The following is an 18,367-nucleotide window of genomic DNA, read 5'->3' as shown; positions in this document are numbered from 1 at the left end:
TTTTTTGGTGTCTACGTCAGATGGTGATCCATCTGTGACCGGACGCAGGAAACCGGACAGGTTGCCCCGAAAGTTGCTAAATTTCAGGGCATTAATCCCTGGAGGGATCGCAACGTCTCCTGGTCTAGGCCGAGTGAGCAGGCGACCTGAGTTCCCGATCACCCCTGGAGGGATCGATATCCGGGTGGAGTTCTCAGATCATCCCGGAGGTTGGACGCGAGCCTTCTACGGTGAGAGCCCTCGCACTTTGACGTGGTCAGCCGGGAGTTCGGCCGGGCGGGCAGTGGGGGGAGGTCCACAGGGTCCACTCGGGGCGGGAACCGGCGGCGCGCCAGCCAGGGGGCGGGGTCGCGGCGGGTGGGAGCACGGTGCTGCACACGCCGTGGGGTACGGCTTGCCGGTTCCCGTCGAACCGCTCCAATTCGGTCCACGAAACCCGGTACGCCACTTGTACCCACAATCGCCAGTGGATCCGATTGTCCAGCGCCACCCGCCCCGGCGGCGGCTGGGGTAACCGTCCAGGGTCTGGGTTTGGCGGAGCTTGGGGGGCGATGTGTACGGCGAAAGCCGCGTTGACCGCGACTAGGGCGCCGACGGTCAGGAGCCCCCGGACCCGGTGCGGGGTGAGCGCGGCCACAGCGAAACAGGCGAGTAGGGCTACCGCTGTCCACGAGGCAGTCGCCATGTCCAGGCGGTCGCGCACCCCACTAAGGAAGATCACTTCAGGGAAGTCGAAGGCGATGAAGTTGTATCGGTGAAGCCGGTCTCCCGCGTACAGGGCCGCCCCGCCGCCGGTGGCCGCCGCCAGGGCCACGGTACCCAGGACCAGCCCCGGTACGACGGTCCGCCGGGCGCGGAGCAGTGCGACCAGCCCGGCGAGCGTCCAGGCCAGCGCCACGAACGCGAGGTATCGGCCGTAGGCGTAGTTGCCGACCCGATGCTCATCGGGCAACGCCGCGGACGAGGCGTAGGCGGTGCCCAGCGTGATCGTCAGCAGGGCGGCCGACGTCACCCGGTGGGCAAGCGCCGCCCCGCGCCGTACAGCGGTCACCGCAGCGGCGACGAGACCCACCCCCGCGAGCCCCCAGGTGGCGACGACGAGGTACCAAATCTGGCCGGCGGCACCGGCCAGGGCCCAGCTCTGCCCGTCGAACCCGGTGAGGCGGTCGACCAGCAGGCCCGACAGATTGCGCGCCCCACCTGGGTAGAGGTCGGCGGCGAGCCTGGCGTTGAGGACCGCTCCGGCCAGGGCGGTCATGCCGCCGACGATCGCCCCCGTGAAGGCTGCCTTCGGCGCAATCCTCCTCGTGACCGCCAGCCCCGCCAATGCCAGCGCCCAGACGGCGAAGACGACGTATCCCCGCATATGCGTTGCCGCCATGAAGCCCGCAAGCGCCCCGGCGAGGGCCGACGCCCGCATCGAACCGCGGTGGGCGAGGTCGTAGAGGGTGATCAGCCAGCCGAGCAGCAGCGTCGGCAGCACAGCGTCGACCAGGGCCAGTCCCGAGAACGCCAGCAGCGACGGCGACGCCCCCGCCGCGAACGCCAGAAGCAGCGCGGGCCGTACGGCCATACCGAGGCTACGCAGTGCCAGGTAGGCGAGCGGAAACGCGGCGGCGGCCACCGCGGAGCCGATCCCGACGATCAGCCGGTAGACCGTTCCCGGGTCCGAGGCGAGCCAGAAGGCCGGGACAAGTAGCAGCGCATAGCCGCCTTGATAGAAGGTCGAGCCGCTGTAGTCGCCGCCCGGGCCGCCGGCCAGCAGGCGGGCCGCGAGCAGGTATCCGACCTCATCGGGGTTGGCCACCGGCCCCGCGTGATACCGGTACAGCCAGAGCCGGAGTACGAACTGGGCAACCCACCCGCCACCGAGCAGCCACCCGACCCACCGCCTCGCGGAGGGACGTGCCCTCGCATCGGCCCCTGGCGGCGCGACCGGACGGTGAACGGACAGCAGTGACATGACTTCCCCCGATCCGCCGTCGGGTCTTTCCCGACGTCAGCGGAGGAAGCTCAGCAAAACCCCCGTAACCTGGCCGTCACCTGAACCGGTTATGCGGACGTGATAGGCGGCAAATCGGACGCACCTACCGCCAACCAATGCATCGACGGCGAGTGGAATACACGCGGTTGAAGGCTGTCCGGTCAGAGGGCCAACGCCCCGATTTCCATGACGTGGACCGGCTGAGACTGCGACCATGAACCCGAACCCAAGCCGACCCGAGGAAGTATTTTGATCAAGGTCTGACCTGCGATGATGCACTACCGCCGGGTCACTGCAAAACAGCCCCGAAACCACCCCCACCAAACCACTGCTGACCTGCGATTTTACCCTCGGGTCACAGATCATCCCTGGAGGGATCGAAACCAATCCGAATAGTCGCTCAGCTGTGAAGTTGATCGTCACAGATCATCCCTGGAGGGATCGAAACAGCCGACCGGGACCGGCCGAGTGAGTACGGCGGTGTCACAGATCATCCCTGGAGGGATAGCAACCTCGCCGTGGCGTTTCGTGATGCCCATCTGGGAGTCGCAGATCATCCCTGGAGGGATGGAAGTCCGACATACCCGTTCTCGCAGAGCGTCTCCGTGAGTTGCCGGTCTGCACCGATGGCTCGGCTCGCGTGGTATCGCCGTTTGAGGGCGAGCCGAGACACGGTGGGCACGGCTCAGCCTGTACAGCGGGAACGGGGATCGGGGTGCCGTGCCGGAGCCGATAAGACCGGCACGGCACCCCGGCGGTAGAGGGTCAGGAGGGCAGAGTGGGGTCGGCGATGTGGCCGGGGTAGGTGTGGATCCAGGGCTGGAGTTCCTCGAAGGCGGCGCTGGCGGCGAAGACGTCGCCGTCTTGGCCGCGGCGGCCGATGATCTGCATGCCGACGGGGAGGCCTTGGGCGGTGAGTCCGGCGGGGACGGACGCGGCGGGGTTCCCGGTCATGTTGATCGGGTAGGTGAGGCACCACCCGAGCAGCGGGTCGACGGCCTCGCCGTTGACCTCGGAGGGGCCTTCGGTTTCGCCGTTCGTGTCGTTGACCGGTGCGGTTACGGCGACGGTCGGCGTGATCAGAAGGTCGTAGGTGTCGAAGACCGTCTGGATCGCGTCGTAGACGCCGGTCCGCAGCCGCTGGTCGCGGGAGATGTCACGCGCGGTCAGGCGGTTGCCGAGTGCCGCCGACTCATGCACCGCGCGGGGCAGGTCGGCCGCGTGCTCGCCGCGGAGGTCGACTCCCTGAGCTGCCAGGTTGTCTATGGTCTCCATGTTCTGTACGGCGATGAGCCGCATGAACATGTCGAGCATCTCACTCTGGTGCATCCCCAGGTCGATGTCGATCTGTTCGACGACGGCACCGGCCCGTTCGAACTGTTTGACGGAGGCGGCGACGACGGCGGCCACGTCGGGGGCGACGGGGTAGGTGCCGAAGTCGGGGCTGTAGGCGATGCGCATCCGCCGTACGCCCCGGTTCAGATGCGCGGTGAAGTCGGCCGGTTCGCCGTGGCTGAACGGGTCGCGGGGGTCGATCCCGGACAGGATGCCGGTGCCGACGGCGACGTCCAGCACCGTTCTGGCGATGACGCCTTCGTGCACGAAGGGGCTGATGCCGCCGAACGCGTTGGGCCGGATGGCGGCGGGGGTCCGCCCGAGGGAGGCTTTGAACCCGTACACGCCGGAGAGCGCGGAGGGGATGCGGATGGAGCCGCCCGCGTCGGTGCCTTCGGCGAAGGGGACCATGCCGTCGGCGACGGCGGCGGCGCTGCCGCCGGAGGAGCCTCCGGGGTTCCTGGTGAGGTCGAACGGGTTGCGCGCCGGGCCGAAGAGGGGGTTGTCGGTGACGCCGCGGAGGCCGAGGACGGGGGTGTTCGTCTTCCCGACGATGATCGCTCCGGCGTGTTCCATCCGCTCGACCCAGCCGCAGGCGAAGTCGGGGATGTAGCCGGCGAGTGCCCGTACGCCGCCCATGGTGGAGATCCAGCCGGGCTTGAAGTCGAACAGGTCTTTCATCAGGGTGGGGACCCCGTGGAAGGCGCCGAGCTCCTCCCGCGTGGTCACCGCCTGCTCGGCCTTGCGCGCCGCCGCGCGGGCGTCGTCGTAGCCCTTGTAGACAACGGCGTTGACGTGTGGGTTTCGCTCTTCGATCCGATCGATGACGGTTTCCAGCAGTTCCACCGGGGAGAGTTCGCGAAGGCGGATCCGGCGGGCCAGTTCGGCGGCCGAGGTGAAGTGAATCTCGTTCATGGTCATTCCCCTGATTCCTTGAGCAGCGCGTGCCCGTGCACGGCCTTGCCGCCGATCATGGTCGCGAGCACCTGGATGTCTTTGATGTCGTCTTCGACGCAGGTCAGCGGGTTGTCGGAGAGCACGATCAGGTCCGCGAGCTTGCCGACCTCGACGGAGCCGAGATCGTCCTCCTTGAAGAGCACGTAGGCGCCGTTGTTGGTGAACATCCGGATGGCCTCTTCGCGGGTGACCCGCTGGTGCGCCCCGATCACCTCACCGGTGAGGCCCGACTGCCGCGCGATCGACTGCCAGATCGAGAACATGACCTCGTGCGGGCCCCAGTCGGTCTCCTGGGCGACGGGGATGCCGGCGTCCAGCCACCAGCGGAACGGGATGGAGTTCTCCGAGTAGTCACCGCCGCCGAGCCGGTCGACGAAGACCTCGGAGACCTTCCCCCAGAGGAAGTTGGTCGTGGTGGTGGGGATGACGCCGAGACGCTTGCATTCGGCGATCTGTTCGCGGGTGGGGAATTCGCAGTGTTCGAGGACGAACCGCCGATCGGCGATCGAGCTCTCCCGGTCCGCCGCGGCGAAGGCGTCAAGGACGATCTGGATCGCCCGGCGCCCGCCGCCGCAGGAGTGCACCCGCAGGCCGTACCCGGCGGCGAGCCGGACGATCTCGCGGTAGAGCTCCTCAGGCACGATCGGGCCGGGGTCGATCATGTCCCCGTACGGCCCGACGTAGGGCTCGTCCGCCACCCCGGCACCGTGCCAGTGCGGCCCGTCGACACCGATGCTCACCCCGGTGAAACCGAATCGGTCGTTGCCGAAGCCTTCCCCACCGCTCCAGGCGATCATGCTCAGCATCCGCTCGATCTGGTCGAGCGGGAGACGGGGGTCGATCTCGTGGGTGAAGAAGACCCGCAGCGGCAACTTCAGATCGGCGTAGGCCCGGGCCTCCTCCGGCCTGGTCAGGTGGTTCTCCAGCAGGGTCGTCGTCCCGGTGGCGTAGAAGTCCGGCGCCATGAGCCGGATGCCCTCGCGGATCGACTCGTAACCGGGCGCGGGGAGAAACGGGGTGATCCGCTGGTAGAACCGGGACGGGTTGTAGACCGGCTGCATGTAGCGGATCTCCCCGGTGGGGATGCCGGTGGCCGGATCCCGGACCACCTCGATGCCGTCGAGCCAGTACGCATCCGGGGTGACCTTGACGTTCTCGGCGTCGTCGGGGACGACCTCGTCCAGCAGCCCGGCGAGCCGGAGCGCGAGTGTGTTGAACACCGCGCTGTTCGGCACCCGGTTGGTGGGGGCGGTGATGTAGACGGGGTGATCCGGAGCGACCGCGTCGAGCTCCTGCCGGGTCGGGAACCGGCCCTCCTCGATCACCTGGGGGACGTTGAAGAAGTACGGATGATCTCCGACCGGGGTGGCCATGATGACCTCACCGGCCGGTTTGTCCGCGGCGGCGGCACCGATCCGGGCGCAGATCTCGGCCACGGTGGACGCCCCGTCGAGGTTGACCCAGAGCTTCTCCTGGCCGAACAGCCCGATATGCGCATGGGTGTCGATGAAGCCGGGAAGTACCGGTCTGCCGCCCAGGTCGATCACCCGGGTCTCCGGACCGGCCAGCCGCATCACCTCGTCATGGGTACCCACGGCGATGATCCGGTCGCCCGCGACGGCGACGGCCTCCGCGGTGCTGAACTCCGTGTCGACTGTGATGACCGTGGCGTTGGTCAGCACCGTGTCGGCGGTGGGGATCGACGATGACCTGGACATTCTTCAGTGCACTCCCTACGTCGGGGCATGCCGGCAGGACCCGGTCGGCAGCGGGTGGTGAGAGCCGACGGTGTGAACGGCCTCAGCGTGGTCCCGCGCTCGGATCGTCTCGGCGGTCGTCCCGACCCCCGCGGACGACAATGACGATCTTCACGACGGGTCTGTACGGCCTGCGGCGTGGTCCGCAGGCCACCGGCCGTCGGCTCCGGGCTTGTCACACCGGAACGTCCGGCCAGACGATGGCATGAAAGACAGCTAAACAAGACTATTGATTACTATTAATTATGATGCCACACCCAACCTGAGCCGAGTCAACCCTCAAGAGAGCCTATTTCGGTATATCTATTACGTCAGATCTACCGCAACGCCCCGTCCTGTCACAACCTCCGGGCGGCCCCGCGCGTCGACCACAGCCCCGCGCGGTGCATACAGCTCGCGCAGCGGTCCCGGCGAACACGGCCCCGCGCACAGCAGAAGGCGGCCGGCGCCGCGGAGGGCACCGGCCGCCGTCGCCGGGCTCACTCAGCCGGGTCAGGATCGTTTCTGCGGAAGTGGAAGGGGCAGTGGCCGCCGCCGTACCCGATGGTGGTCTCCCGTTCGAACCGGAACCCGTGCCGGTCCGGGTCGATCGCCGAGATCCAGTTGCCGTCGAACGCGCACATCGCGGGGGTCAGCTCCGGAGCCCCGCCCGCGACCAGCACGTCGTGGTAGAAGCAGCCTCGGACGTTGAGCAGGTACCGCCGGTCGTCGTCGACGGCGCGTTCGAAGGTGAACGCCTCCCCGAACGCTTCCCGTTCCCGCGTCTTGGCGAGGTTCACCATCGTGGTGAACGGGTCGAGGGCGGCGTCCAGCATCGCCGCGGTCCCGGCCCGCATCGCGTCGCCGAGCGGTTCGACGAACGCCTTCTCGACGAGTTCGAGCGCCTCGGCCCTGCCGAGCTCGGGTTCGAGGACGCGGTATCCGGCGAGGATGGCGAGCGTCATCCGGAGGTTGTGGCGCGCGGGTTCGTCCACGACCGGAAGCCGGTTGGCCTCGATCAGCCGGGTGTGGCCCTCCCGCATCTCGTCCAGGAGGGACGGCGGCAGCCCCCGGTTCGACAGCTGCGCCGCAAGACAGTCGAAGTAGCCGTCGATCAGCAGGGTGGTGTCGCGCTCGGGGTCGGGGACGTATTCACCCGTGGTGAGCTCGAAGGGGTCGGTGGTCATGTCAATCCTCTCGGGACGGACTCAGTCCCGAACACGGACACAACACACCCCGCGGAGCATGACGGCCGTGCTCGCGACATGAGCGAGCACGCCGACGCGCTCCACCACCGACCAGGCGCCGACGAACTTCAATCGATCTGTACGGGCACGATCCTACCGCCGAGCCCGGACGGCTGAGCGTTCCGGCGCATCAGGGGAGGCGGCCGACGTAGGCGAGGGCCTGCTTGAGCAGGTTGCCCTGTCCGCCGTTCATCTCCTGCTGGACCACGGGCGACGCGGCTTCGTCCGGGGTGAACCAGACGAGGTCGAGGGCGTCCTGCCGGGGACGGCAGTCACCCGCGACCGGAACGACGTAGGCGAGGGACACCGCGTGCTGCCTGGAGTCGTGGTACGGCGTGACGCCCGGCTCCGGAAAGTACTCGGCGATGGTGAACGGCTGGGGTGAAGCCGGAACGCGAGGGAGCGCCACCGGGCCGAGGTCTTTCTCCAGGTGGCGCAGGAGCGCGTCCCGGACGCGTTCGCGGTGCAGCACCCGGCCGGAGACGAGGGCACGGCTGACCTTCCCCCTCGGCCCGATCCGGAGCAGCAGGCCGATTCGGGTGACCGTTCCCGTGTCGTCGACGCGCACCGGTACGGCGTCGACGTAGAGGATCGGCATCCGCGCCCGCATCGACTCCAGCTCGTCGGGGGCGAGCCAGCCGGACGCGGTTTCGATCATTTCAGCCATTCAGCCAGCGTACTTCGCGAACCCGGCAAACACCCGGTTGCCCCCTGGTAGCCGCGCCGAGGAGCGCACCGGCCTCGACCGATGGGACGGCTCGACCTCCGGTCAGAGCGCCGCAGGGGTGACCTCCGCGACTGTGCCGGAGGTGCCGTCGACCGTGACGGTTCGGCCGGTCGTGAGGTGTTCGGTGGCGCGGTCGACCCCGACGACGGCGGGGATCCCGTACTCGCGGGCGACCACGGCGCCGTGCGAGTTGGCGCCGCCCATCTCCATGACCAGGCCGCCCGCGGTGAGGAAGAGCGGGGTCCAGCCGGGGTCGGTGGAGGGGCAGACCAGGATCTCCCCGGGCTCCAGGGACGCCCCGACGGGGTCGAGGACCACTCTGGCCTTGCCGGTGACGGTACCCGCCGACGCCGGGGTGCCGGTGAGTGCGCCTTCGACGGGTGCGGCGGCTCCGGCGACGGCCTCCGGGTCGGTGCCGTCGGACAGCAGCACGCGGGGGATGTGCCTGCGGCGCAGTTCCCGATCGTAGACCTCACGCCGCTCGGCGACGATCCGGCGCAGGTCGGACGGTACGGCGCCGAGCGCGGCGCGGACTTCGCCCAGGTTGAGGAAGAAGACGTCCTCCGTACCGTCCAGGAGTCCCCGTCCCACCAGCTCGGCGCCGATGGTCTTCAGGTGGGATCGGACGCCGGCGAGGAGGGTCACCATCACGAACTTGGGCATCTCCCGCAGGCCGACGAGGGCCCGGGCCCGGCCGAGGGCGAAGCGGACGACGGCGCCGCGAAGCCCGCCGGCCCGGTGCCCCAGCACCTTGATCATGCGATCGGCCTCGCCGGCGCCCTTGGCGAACAGGACGTCGGCCGCGGTGTCCGGGTCCCGCTGGCCCAGGTAGTTCGCGAGGACGCCGAGGATGTGGCGGGGGTCCTCCGACCAGCGGGGCATCCCCAGGTCGATCTCCGCGACGGCCCGATGGCCGTACCCGTCCAGGAAGGCGGTGAGCCCGGTCTGCAGGATCGGCGGCAGTGAACCGGCGTGGAAACGCTCGGCGCAGACCTCGGCCGGGAGGTCCCGCAGGCACCGGACCGCTTCGGCGTCGTCCCGGATTCCGGCGGCGAGCCGCCACAGGTCCAGGTCCATCTCCGTGGTGACGTTGTGCGGCACGCCCCGCAGGACGGTCTGCAGGTCACCGGTTTTCGCGCGGGCGCCCAGGAGCCGGTGGGCGAGCCCGAGCATGAGGAAGCCGCCGATCGCCCCGGCCGCGATCGGCGGAACCATGGGCACCGCCCCGGCCAGCACCCGTTCGACCCGGTCGAGCCGTTCGAGGGGCGGCAGGTCCGGGGGCAGCGTCAGCCGTACCCGCGCCTCGGCCAGGACCGACTCGGCACGCCGATGCGCGGTCTCGGGTCTCATCAGGCCTTGTACGGCCCGCGGGGGGATCTTGAAACGCATCCCGAGCCGGGCCAGCCGCCGGGCGAGCGGCAGCCAGGAGGTCCGGGTGAGGCTCAGCCGGGGGTCGTCGAGCAGGCCGCGGAGCACCTTGGCCGATCTGGCCTCCATCACGTCGAGCAGCCGGGGGAAGAGGGTGCGGCCGGCGCGGCTGCGCATGATCCCGGTGATGTCGATGTAGATCCGCTCGCCCGCCTCGGCGAACACGGGCGCTCCGGTCCGATGGTCGGCCACCGGAAGGCCGTACAGCCGGGCGGCGCCGGAGGAGAGCACCCGGAAGGCGGACATGCCCATCGGCGTGATCGGCCGGAAGACGCCTTGGGCGACATTGGCGGAGAAGTAGACGCGCAGGTCACCGGGGATGCGGGCGAGGTTGGCCGGGTTCGGCTCCGGCACCGGGTACAGGGTGGTGACGGGCCGGGCCTGGGTGAGCCAGATCGTGCCGGCCGCGTCGATCGCCCATTCGACGTCCTGGGGCGCGCCGTAGTGGTCCTCGACTTCGGCGCCGAGCGCGGCCAGCGCCCTGACCTGCTCGTCGGTGACGCACGCCCCCTCGATCCGGACCTCGGCGTGCTCGGTGCCGCCGCCGGGCACCGAGCGGACGGCGGTGAGCTTGTCGCCGAGCCGGCGCTCGGCGATCCGCCCGGTTCCGGGGTCGACGACGAAACGGTCGGGGTTGACCGCGCCGGAGACCACGGCCTCGCCGAGCCCGGGGGCGGCGTCGATCACGGCTTGGCGCCGCCTGCCGGTGACGGGGTTCGCGGTGAACATCACCCCGGCGATCTCGGCCTGCACCATCTCCTGGATCACCACGGCCAGGCGTACGCTCCGGTGGTCGATCCCGTTCGCGGCCCGGTAGGCGACGGCCCGGTCGGTCCAGAGCGAGGCCCAGCAGCGCCGCGCCGCGTCGAGAACCGCGTCGGCGCCGACCACATTGAGATAGGTGTCCTGCTGTCCGGCGAAGCTGGCGTGCGGCAGGTCTTCGGCGGTGGCCGAGGATCGGACGGCCACGGGTCCGCGGGCCGAGCCCCGTACGGCGTCGGCGATGTCGCCCGGGACCGGGGCGGCGGCGACGAGCCGGCGGGCCCGCTCGGCCAGCCGGTTGAGGGCCGCCACGTCCGCGGCGGGGGTTTGCGCGAGTTCTTGGAGGACGTCGTCCAGGTCGGCGGTCTCGGCGACCCGCCGGTAGGCCTCGGTGGTGAGGCAGAGGCCCGCCGGGACGGGGAACCCGGCCTGGACGAGAACGCCGAGGTTGGCGGCTTTTCCGCCGACGAGCGCATGGAGCTCAGGCCCTATGTCACCGAATTTCAGGATTAGTGGGTTGGTCACCGCTGCCTCCTTGGGAGCGACGCAACTCATCGCATGATGAATTTAGCCTACTCCCCCGAGGCCGTCCCCGGACTGGCTCCGCGGTGAAAGTTCCGGCCCCTTCAACCTGGCCGCACCGACCCGGCCCGGCCGGACTCGACCCCGACGGCGGGACTCCCCGGATGTACGACCTGAGGCCGCGAACCCGCCGGACGCCCACGCGAACATCTCGCCAAGACCGGTATGGCCGGTGCCGCCTCCGATCCCCGCGGCCTACGGCCGGAAGCGGCGACCGCCGGAGGTCACCGCCGGAGCGGAATCGCCGTCCGGTACGGCCCGCGCCGTACCGGACAAGGGGTCACCCGAGCCCCCTCGCGAACGGCTTGCGAAGATCGATCCCGGCCAGTATCGTCAACCAAGTGGTTGGTGGAAAAAAGAGAGAAACGTCGAACATTCGCAGCGACGAACTGGTCCAGGCGGGATTCCGCCGAGTGGCCGAAGTCGGCTTCGAAGGGTTACGACTCCGGCAGGTTGCCGACGAAGTGGGCATCGATCACTCGACCTTGCACCACTATTTCGCGACAAAACAGGATCTGATCGACGCGATCGCCGCGTACACAACCAGGCAGTTCTGGCTCACATCGCCCGAGAACCCCGACCCCGCCGCCCGGCTCCGCGGCCACCTCGACACGTTGCGGACGATGATGCGGGAACGCCCCGACCTCTTCATCGTGACGATCGAGCTCGACCTGCGGGCCCGCCGCGACCCCGCCGTGCGGGAAGCGATGCGCGGGCACGAGGAGGGCTGGCGGGAGGCCCTCGTCGAGATACTCACCGACGGCGTTCAGGCCGGTGTCTGGGCGCCCGGGGTCGAGGCGGAGGCCGGAGCGGAGCTCATCATGACCGCCGTCAAGGGAGCCCGGCTCAACCCGGAACAGGCGGAAACCATCTTCAACCAGCTGATGAAACTGCTTTCAGCACCCAGGGAGGACCAATGCATGTGATTGTCATCGGCGGGGGCATCGGCGGCCTCGCCCTCGCCCAAGGCCTGCGCAAGGCCGGGGTGAGCGTCGCCGTCTACGAGCGGGACTCCGGCCCGGCCAGCCGCTGGGAGGGATACCGGATCCACATCGACCCGGCCGGGGCCCGATCGCTGCGCGCCTGCCTGCCGGAGAACCTGTGGCAGGCGTTCCTGGCCACCTGCGGACCCGGCGGCGACTTCGGCTTCGTCACCGAAGGGCTCCGCGAGCTCGTCGTCGTCGAGGAGTCCATCGCCTACCCGGCCGTCTCCGACCCCGCCGAGGGACACTACGCCGCCGACCGGCCCACCCTGCGCAGGCTGCTGCGCGCCGGACTCGGGGACGTCGTGCGGTTCGGGGCGGAGTTCACGCGATACGAGCACACCGCCGACGGCCGGGTCGCCGCCGTCTTCGCCGACGGCAGCCGCGCGGTCGGCGACGTGCTCGTCGGCGCCGACGGCGCCTCCTCCCGGGTCCGCCGCCAGCGCCTGCCGCAGGCCCGCTCCGTGAGCGCCGGAGCGGTGGGCATGGCCCACAAGATCTGGCTTACCGAGGAGATCACGGGCCTGGTGCCGGAACGGCTGCTGACCGGGATGAACATCGTCATGGTCGACCAGCGTTGCTTCATGTTCACCTCGGTGTTCACCCCGCCGCCCGGCGCGGCCGAGGCCCTCGCCGAAGCCGACGGCGGCCCGGAACCCGCCTCGCTCAAGCGGCCGTACCTGCTGTGCGCGCTCGTCGCCCACCCGGATGTCCTGCCGCAGGGCGTCACCGAGCTCACCGGCGACGCCCTCGCCCGGGTCGTGGACACGCTGATCGCCGACTGGAGTCCGGACCTGCGCCGCCTGCTCGCCCGTGCCGACCCGGAGAGCCTGGGCGCCATTTCGTTCAACGCCTCCGAACCCGTCCCGGCCTGGGCGAGCGGCAACGTCACCGTGCTGGGCGACGCCGTTCACACCATGCCCCCCATCGGCGGCCTCGGCGGCAACACCGCGCTGCGGGACGCGCGCCTGCTCACCCGGATGCTCACCGCCGCGCACCGGGGAGAGCGGGAGCTCGTCCCCGCGATCGCGGCCTACGAGGAACAGATGCGGGAGTACGGCTACGCGGCCGTGCGGAGTGCCCTCGCCGAGAAGGACCAGGTGCTCGCCAACACGGGCGCCTTCGGGCAGATCATGCTGCGCACCTGGTTCCGGATCTGCGCCAAGGTCGGGCCCCTGCGTCGCCGTACCTTCCGGCAGGGCTTCGCCCACTCCGCCCCCAGAGCCTGGGAGACCGAAACACCCGGATCCCGGGAGAACGAACCCGTGACGACCGGGGTGTGACCACCGCCGTCGGATGACCTTTCCGGCCCATCGAAATCGGCTCGCCTGGGAAGCGCCGATTCAGGCCGGAGACGCGAAGCCGTACCGCACACGAATCGACACAGGTGCCCGTGTCCCAGCGGGGGCCACGGGCACCTGTGTCGTCGACGTCAGCCGGTCTTCAACGAGCCGGGCAGGGCCGCATCGGCGTGCCGGATGTCGGTGAAGTAGCCGAGGCAGGGCCGCGCGGCGCTGCCGTCGCCGCCTCCGCCGCTGATGATCCCTCGGGCGACGACCTTGCCCGCGGAGTTGACGGTGTAGGCGGGGCCGCCGGAGTCGCTCACCCCCATGCACGCCCCGCGCTTGGACGCGAAGACGGCGTTTCTGAGGAGCGTGCCGTCGTTGTAGCGGACGTCCACCCCGATGGCGGCGACGGTCCATCCGCAGATCTCACCGCTCCGCCAGCCCCCGGAGCAGAATTTGTCGCCGCGCCTGGCCCACCGGGACGCCATGCCGGCGACCGCCCGGCTGGCCGAGGAGGCGTGGTTCCCGACATAGATCCGGCCCACCGACGTCTTAGGGGAAACCACCTTGATGAGGGAGAGGTCCCCCCGGTACTGGGTCTGCCCGTCGATCTTGACGGTACCCGTGCTGTTGCCCCAGTTGTCCTTGACCACCGTGCCCACCCGGTTGGTCGGCGGGACGTTCACATACCCACCCATACTCGTACAGTGTCCGGCGGTGAGCATGTGGGACACGCCCCCGACCGCCCAGGAGAAGCCGTTCGTGCACATCCCGCCGATGCTCGGGTAGGTCTTGGCCCCGCCGTAGAACGGGCTGGTGTCGAATTCGCGGCTCAGCGGCTGGGGCCTGGGGGCGTCGGTCACCAGGATCGCCACCGCGTCGATGCCGTACCTCGTGGCAAGGGCGGTCCGCAGAGTGTCGGGGGCGGCGCTCGCCCCCACCACGACCCGGTTCTGCTCCGGCTCGACCGTCGCGCTGATCAGGTGCTCGGCCCCGGGCAGCACATCCGGGGTGAGTTCCAGAACCTCGTCCTTGATCTCCTCAAGCCGGCTCAGGCTGTACTGGACCAGCGGCGCCTCGATCCACAGGTTCACCCGAGGCGGCACCGCCTGCGGAGCGACCTGGGATCCGGGTGTCCGCAGCTCGGAAGCCGCCGCGGCGGGCGGCGGCTCAGCCGGCTTCCCGCCCTCGTCCGGCGGAGGTACGGCGGTGGTGTCGTCGGTCCCGTCGTCGACCGCCGGGGGCGGGGGCACCGACAGGGTTTCCGCCGCCGCCTGCTCGGCGGGGTTGACCACAGGTGAGTAGAGCGTGCCGTTCGCGACGTACGGTACGGCGTACACACCGGGATTGGCCTGCGCCCGCTCCTGCATCTTCTCCAGCGCGTAGGCGTCGGCGTGACTGAGCGGCACCGGATTCGCGAAGGGGTCTTGCGGGAGCACCTCCACCGGGGTGATCGTCACCGTCGTGGCTGCCGAGGCGGTGGTGGAGGAGCTGATCAGCGGAAATACAAGAGCACCTGCCGCGAGTAGCGCACAGGTCCTCGGGAGAACACGTCCCATGGGAGTCTCCAGATCCGAGGATCTCCGTAAGTCGGAGATCACCGGAACGAAGTGAACCACTCCTTTAAAGGGGATTAAGGCCTAAACATCACCATCATTCTTGATATCCGAATGCACAAAACTGTTGAAACGGCCCTTCAATTTAGTCCCCGATTGCGAACACCACAGCTCACCAGGTCACACTCCACCTCGACGACGGCGTCGATCCGCTGTCGCCCGCGACCCCGGGCATCCGGTCCACCGGACGAGGCTCCTCCACGGAACGGCCACCCCACCGGGAAGTGCCCGCGACCCTGCCGGATCACGGGCACCTTCGCCTCATCGAACCGTGATCAGCCGGTCTTCAACGAGCCGGGCATCGCCAGGAAGGCGTCCCAGATGTCGGTGAAGTAGAGGTAGCAACGATCGCCGACCACATGGCCGCCGCTGATGATCCCCTTCGCCACGACCTTCCCCCTGGAGTTGACGGTGTAGACCGGACCACCGGAGTCTCCCCGCTGATTGCAACCGGTCGAACCTTTCAACTTGGTCGCCCTGACGGAGTTCCTGAGGACGGTGCCGTCGGGGTAGAACTCGAGGACGCCGGCCTTTAGCACGATCCACCCGCAGATCTCGCCGTTCCGCTGCCCACCGGTGCAGAACCTGTCGCCCTTTCTCATCCGGCGGGAGTTCATGGAGCCCACGGCACGGCTGGCCGAGGAGTTCCAGGCACCGACGTACATCCGGGGCTTGGCGGTCTTCCCTGACGCGAACCTGACGAGCGCGAGATCCCCGTGGAAGGAGGTCTGCCCGTCGATCTTGACGGTCCCCTTCGAGTTCCCCCAGTTGTCCTTGATCACCGTCCCCATCACACCGCGCGGGTTCTTCACCGTTCCGCCCATGGCCGTGCAGTGCCCCGCGGTCAGCATGTGGGGGACACCGCCGACCTGCCAGGTGAACCCGGTCGTACACAGTCCGTCGCCCCCCATGGGATAGATCTTGGATCCACCGTAGTACGGGCTGCCGTCGTCCTGCCGGGACAGCGGCTCGCCCCTGGACGCTCCAGGGGTCAGCAGGATCGCGACGGCGCCGGGACCGTACCGGGCCGCGAGCGCGGTTCGCAGGGCGTCGGGTGCCGCGGTGGCTTCGAGCACGACCTGGTTGCGCTCGGGATGGATCGCGGCATTGATCAGGTTCTCCATCCCGGGCAGCACGGCCGGGGTGAGCTCCGCCAAGTCGTCCTTGATCGCCTCCAGCTGGCTCCAGCTGTATCGAGCCGGCATAACGCGGACGGCCACCGCGCCTCCCTCGGCCGTCGACACCGGCGCCGGGGATGTCTTCTGCTCGGGAGCCGACACGGACGCCGCGGCCGGAGGCGGATCCACCGGCTTCTCCGTCTCGTCCGGCGGCGGCACCGTGGTGAGGTCGTCGGTCCCGTCATCGGGCTGCGGCGGAGGCGGTGGGAAGATCACTCTGATCGCACCGGCCCCACCCCCACCGGTGTTCACCACCGGAGCGCGCACCTCGCCTCCCGAAACGTACGGCACCGCGTACACGGCGGGATTGGCCCGTGCCTGCTCCTCGACCTGCTGCAGCGCGTAGTCCTGCGGGTAGGTCAGCGGTTCCCCGGTCAGGAACGGGTCCTGGGTCAGCACCTCCACCGGGGCGATCGTCGTGGCGGTGGCGGCTGTCGCGGGGGCGACGGTCAGGGGGAGAAAGAGGACACCCGTCGCAAGTAGCGCACGGGCCCTCGGGAACACATGTCCCATAAGGTCTCCAGATCCGAGGATTTCCATGGCCGGAAATCACCGGATCGAAGTGAACCACGGGGGAGACGAGATTTCGGCGCTCTTCTCACGAACATTCCAGATGCCCGAATCCGCAAAACTGTTGAAACCGCCGTTCGATTTAGTCCCCGGTTGCCGACATCGCTGATCAGACCATCACGTGTGCCGGGACATGCGACGACGAGCGACCGATCGGCTACCGGAGCACGTTGTGCGAGACACCCGGTCGGCAGGAGACGCGCCCGCGACCAAGCCGGATCGCGGGCACCCTCATCTCATCTCACCGAGGCGGAAGCGGTTCAGCTGCCCACCTTCGGTGACCCGGGCAACGCCGCATAGGCGTCCCAGATGTCGGTGAAGTACCCACGGCAGGGGTTGGCGGCGGTCCCACTTCCCCCACCGCCGCTGAAGACGCCCTTGGCGACGATTCTGCCTCTGGCGTTGACGGTGTAGGCCGGTCCGCCGGAGTCACCTCCCCGCGGGCACGTACCTCTCTTCTTCGCGAAGAAGGCGTTCCTCAGGATGGTGCCGTCACCGTAGTGGACGGTCATGCCGGCGGTGTAGACCATCCACCCGCAGAGCTCGCCGGTGACCTGTCCTCCCGAGCAAAACTTGTCGCCGTGCCGGGCCTTACGCGACCACATGCCGCCGACGATGCGGCTGGACCCCGATGTCGCGTTGCCGACGTAGATCCGAGGTTGTACGGTCTTGCCGGACTTGACCTTGATGAGGGAGACGTCGCCCCGGTAGGCGGTCTGACCATCGATCTTGACGGTGCCCTTGCCGTTGTTCCAGTTGTCCTTGATCACCGTACCCATCTCGGTGACCGGGGTGTTCGCCCACCCGTTACCGCTCGTGCAGTGCCCGGCGGTGACCATGTGGGCGACCCCCTGGACCTGCCAGGGGAACGCGCTGGTGCAGCCGGAGGTCACATTGGTCCTGATCTTGGATCCGCCGTAGAACGGGCTGCCGTCATTGTGACGGGCCAGGGGCGAAGGCCTGACGGCGTCGGTCAGGAGAATCGCGACCGCGTCGGAGCCGTAGCGCGTGGCGAGCGCGGTCCTCAAGGCGTCGGGTGCCGCGTTGGCCTCGACGACGACCCGGTTGCGCTCCGGCTGAACCATCGCATTGATCAGATGGTCTACCCCGGGCAGGACGTCCGGGGTGAGTCCGAGCACCTCGTCCTTGATCGCCTCCAGCCGGTTCCAGCTGTATTTCACGATCGGCACCTGGATGTCCATCGACGTCGTCTCGCCTTCGGCGGCGAGCGAACCCGAAGCCTGCGGGGCGAGCTTCCGCTCGGGGACCGCCACCTCGGCGGCAGCTGGCGGCGGATCCGCGGGCTTCTCCGTCTCATCCGGCGGGGGCATCGCGGTCTCGTCGTCGGTCCCGTCGTCCGGCTGCGTCGGCAGCAGCCGCGGCACCACCAGGCTGGACGCCGCGGCCTGCTCCGCCGGATCGACCACCGGCGAGAACAACTGCCCGTTCACCACATACGGCACCGCGTACACATCCGGCTTGGCAAGCGCACGGGTCTCGGCCCGGCCCAGCACGAAGTCCATCAGGTATGGGAGCGTGACGGGGTTCTCGAAGGGGTCGACAGTGATCACCTCAACCGGGGTGACCACAATCGTCGTGGCCGTTGTGGCAGCCGAAACAGGGGAATCGAGCAACGGGAGAACAAGGACACCTGCGGCGAGTAGCGCGCAGGTCCTCGGGAGCACACGGCCCATAGGGGTCTCCAGGTCCGAGGACTTCCGTGGTCGGAAGTCACCGGAACGAAGTGAACCATGCCCTAAATAGGAATTACGGCCCTAAGAGATCCTATATTCTGAATGTCCAAATCCCAAAAACCGCCAGAATCCCTATTCGATTCAGTCCCCTATTACGGATGCCGCAGCTCAGCCGCTCCGCCAACCGATACTCCGCCACTCAGCCGGCCCGCCAGACGGCGCTCCGCTACGGCGACGATCGACTCCCGCACGCGACCCCGGGCATGCAAGCGCCCGCGAACC

11 protein-coding genes are annotated in these 18,367 nt (G+C 68.9%); 2 read left to right on the top strand and 9 right to left on the bottom strand.

The window, feature by feature from the left end; all coding sequences use genetic code 11:
• Positions 1 to 256 precede the first annotated feature (256 nt).
• The 6 genes from RUR_RS11490 to RUR_RS11465 all read right to left on the bottom strand — a co-directional run bounded on the left by RUR_RS11490 (position 257) and on the right by RUR_RS11465 (position 10,701).
• Positions 257 to 1,807 (bottom strand): hypothetical protein, encoded by a 1,551-nt coding sequence (locus RUR_RS11490; protein WP_283134959.1) that lies wholly within the window; start codon positions 1,805 to 1,807, stop codon positions 257 to 259.
• A gap of 942 nt (positions 1,808 to 2,749) precedes the next feature.
• Complete coding sequence (locus RUR_RS11485; RefSeq protein WP_283134958.1) at positions 2,750 to 4,234, bottom strand: amidase; 1,485 nt, start codon at positions 4,232 to 4,234, stop codon at positions 2,750 to 2,752.
• 2 nt (positions 4,235 to 4,236) lie between these two features.
• The gene (locus RUR_RS11480; RefSeq protein ID WP_283134957.1) at positions 4,237 to 5,994 is read right to left on the bottom strand and encodes an amidohydrolase; all 1,758 of its coding nucleotides are present in this window, start codon (positions 5,992 to 5,994) and stop codon (positions 4,237 to 4,239) included.
• A gap of 518 nt (positions 5,995 to 6,512) precedes the next feature.
• Positions 6,513 to 7,199 carry an L-2-amino-thiazoline-4-carboxylic acid hydrolase gene (locus RUR_RS11475; RefSeq protein WP_283134956.1) on the bottom strand — a complete coding sequence of 229 codons (687 nt, stop codon included), beginning with the start codon at positions 7,197 to 7,199 and terminating at the stop codon, positions 6,513 to 6,515.
• 190 nt (positions 7,200 to 7,389) lie between these two features.
• Positions 7,390 to 7,926 (bottom strand): NUDIX hydrolase family protein, encoded by a 537-nt coding sequence (locus RUR_RS11470; RefSeq protein ID WP_283134955.1) that lies wholly within the window; start codon positions 7,924 to 7,926, stop codon positions 7,390 to 7,392.
• A gap of 102 nt (positions 7,927 to 8,028) precedes the next feature.
• On the bottom strand, positions 8,029 to 10,701 hold the full coding sequence (locus RUR_RS11465; protein ID WP_283134954.1) for a PEP/pyruvate-binding domain-containing protein: 2,673 nt from the start codon (positions 10,699 to 10,701) through the stop codon (positions 8,029 to 8,031).
• 362 nt (positions 10,702 to 11,063) lie between these two features.
• Between RUR_RS11465 and RUR_RS11460 the strand changes: the two genes are divergently transcribed.
• Together RUR_RS11460 and RUR_RS11455 are read left to right on the top strand one after the other, a co-directional pair.
• Positions 11,064 to 11,684 (top strand): TetR/AcrR family transcriptional regulator, encoded by a 621-nt coding sequence (locus RUR_RS11460; RefSeq protein ID WP_283134953.1) that lies wholly within the window; start codon positions 11,064 to 11,066, stop codon positions 11,682 to 11,684.
• Positions 11,675 to 13,024 (top strand): FAD-dependent oxidoreductase, encoded by a 1,350-nt coding sequence (locus tag RUR_RS11455; protein WP_283134952.1) that lies wholly within the window; start codon positions 11,675 to 11,677, stop codon positions 13,022 to 13,024. Before RUR_RS11460 ends, RUR_RS11455 begins: the two co-directional genes overlap by 10 nt.
• A 149-nt stretch (positions 13,025 to 13,173) precedes the next feature.
• Here the strand turns inward: RUR_RS11455 and RUR_RS11450 are convergent, their stop codons facing one another.
• The 3 genes from RUR_RS11450 to RUR_RS11440 all read right to left on the bottom strand — a co-directional run bounded on the left by RUR_RS11450 (position 13,174) and on the right by RUR_RS11440 (position 17,962).
• On the bottom strand, positions 13,174 to 14,586 hold the full coding sequence (locus RUR_RS11450) for a hypothetical protein (RefSeq protein WP_283134951.1): 1,413 nt from the start codon (positions 14,584 to 14,586) through the stop codon (positions 13,174 to 13,176).
• A 332-nt stretch (positions 14,587 to 14,918) separates the two neighbouring features.
• A complete protein-coding gene (locus tag RUR_RS11445) occupies positions 14,919 to 16,334 on the bottom strand; it encodes a trypsin-like serine protease (RefSeq protein WP_283134950.1) in 1,416 nt (471 codons plus the stop codon).
• A 317-nt stretch (positions 16,335 to 16,651) separates the two neighbouring features.
• Complete coding sequence (locus RUR_RS11440) at positions 16,652 to 17,962, bottom strand: S1 family peptidase (protein ID WP_283134949.1); 1,311 nt, start codon at positions 17,960 to 17,962, stop codon at positions 16,652 to 16,654.
• Between the last annotated feature and the right edge of the window lie 405 nt (positions 17,963 to 18,367).

Source organism: Rhizohabitans arisaemae, assembly GCF_025996515.1.
Classification (GTDB): domain Bacteria; phylum Actinomycetota; class Actinomycetes; order Streptosporangiales; family Streptosporangiaceae; genus Rhizohabitans; species Rhizohabitans arisaemae.
The sequence above is the reverse complement of the archived record's forward strand: the minus strand, read 5'-3'. Positions and strand labels throughout refer to the sequence as shown.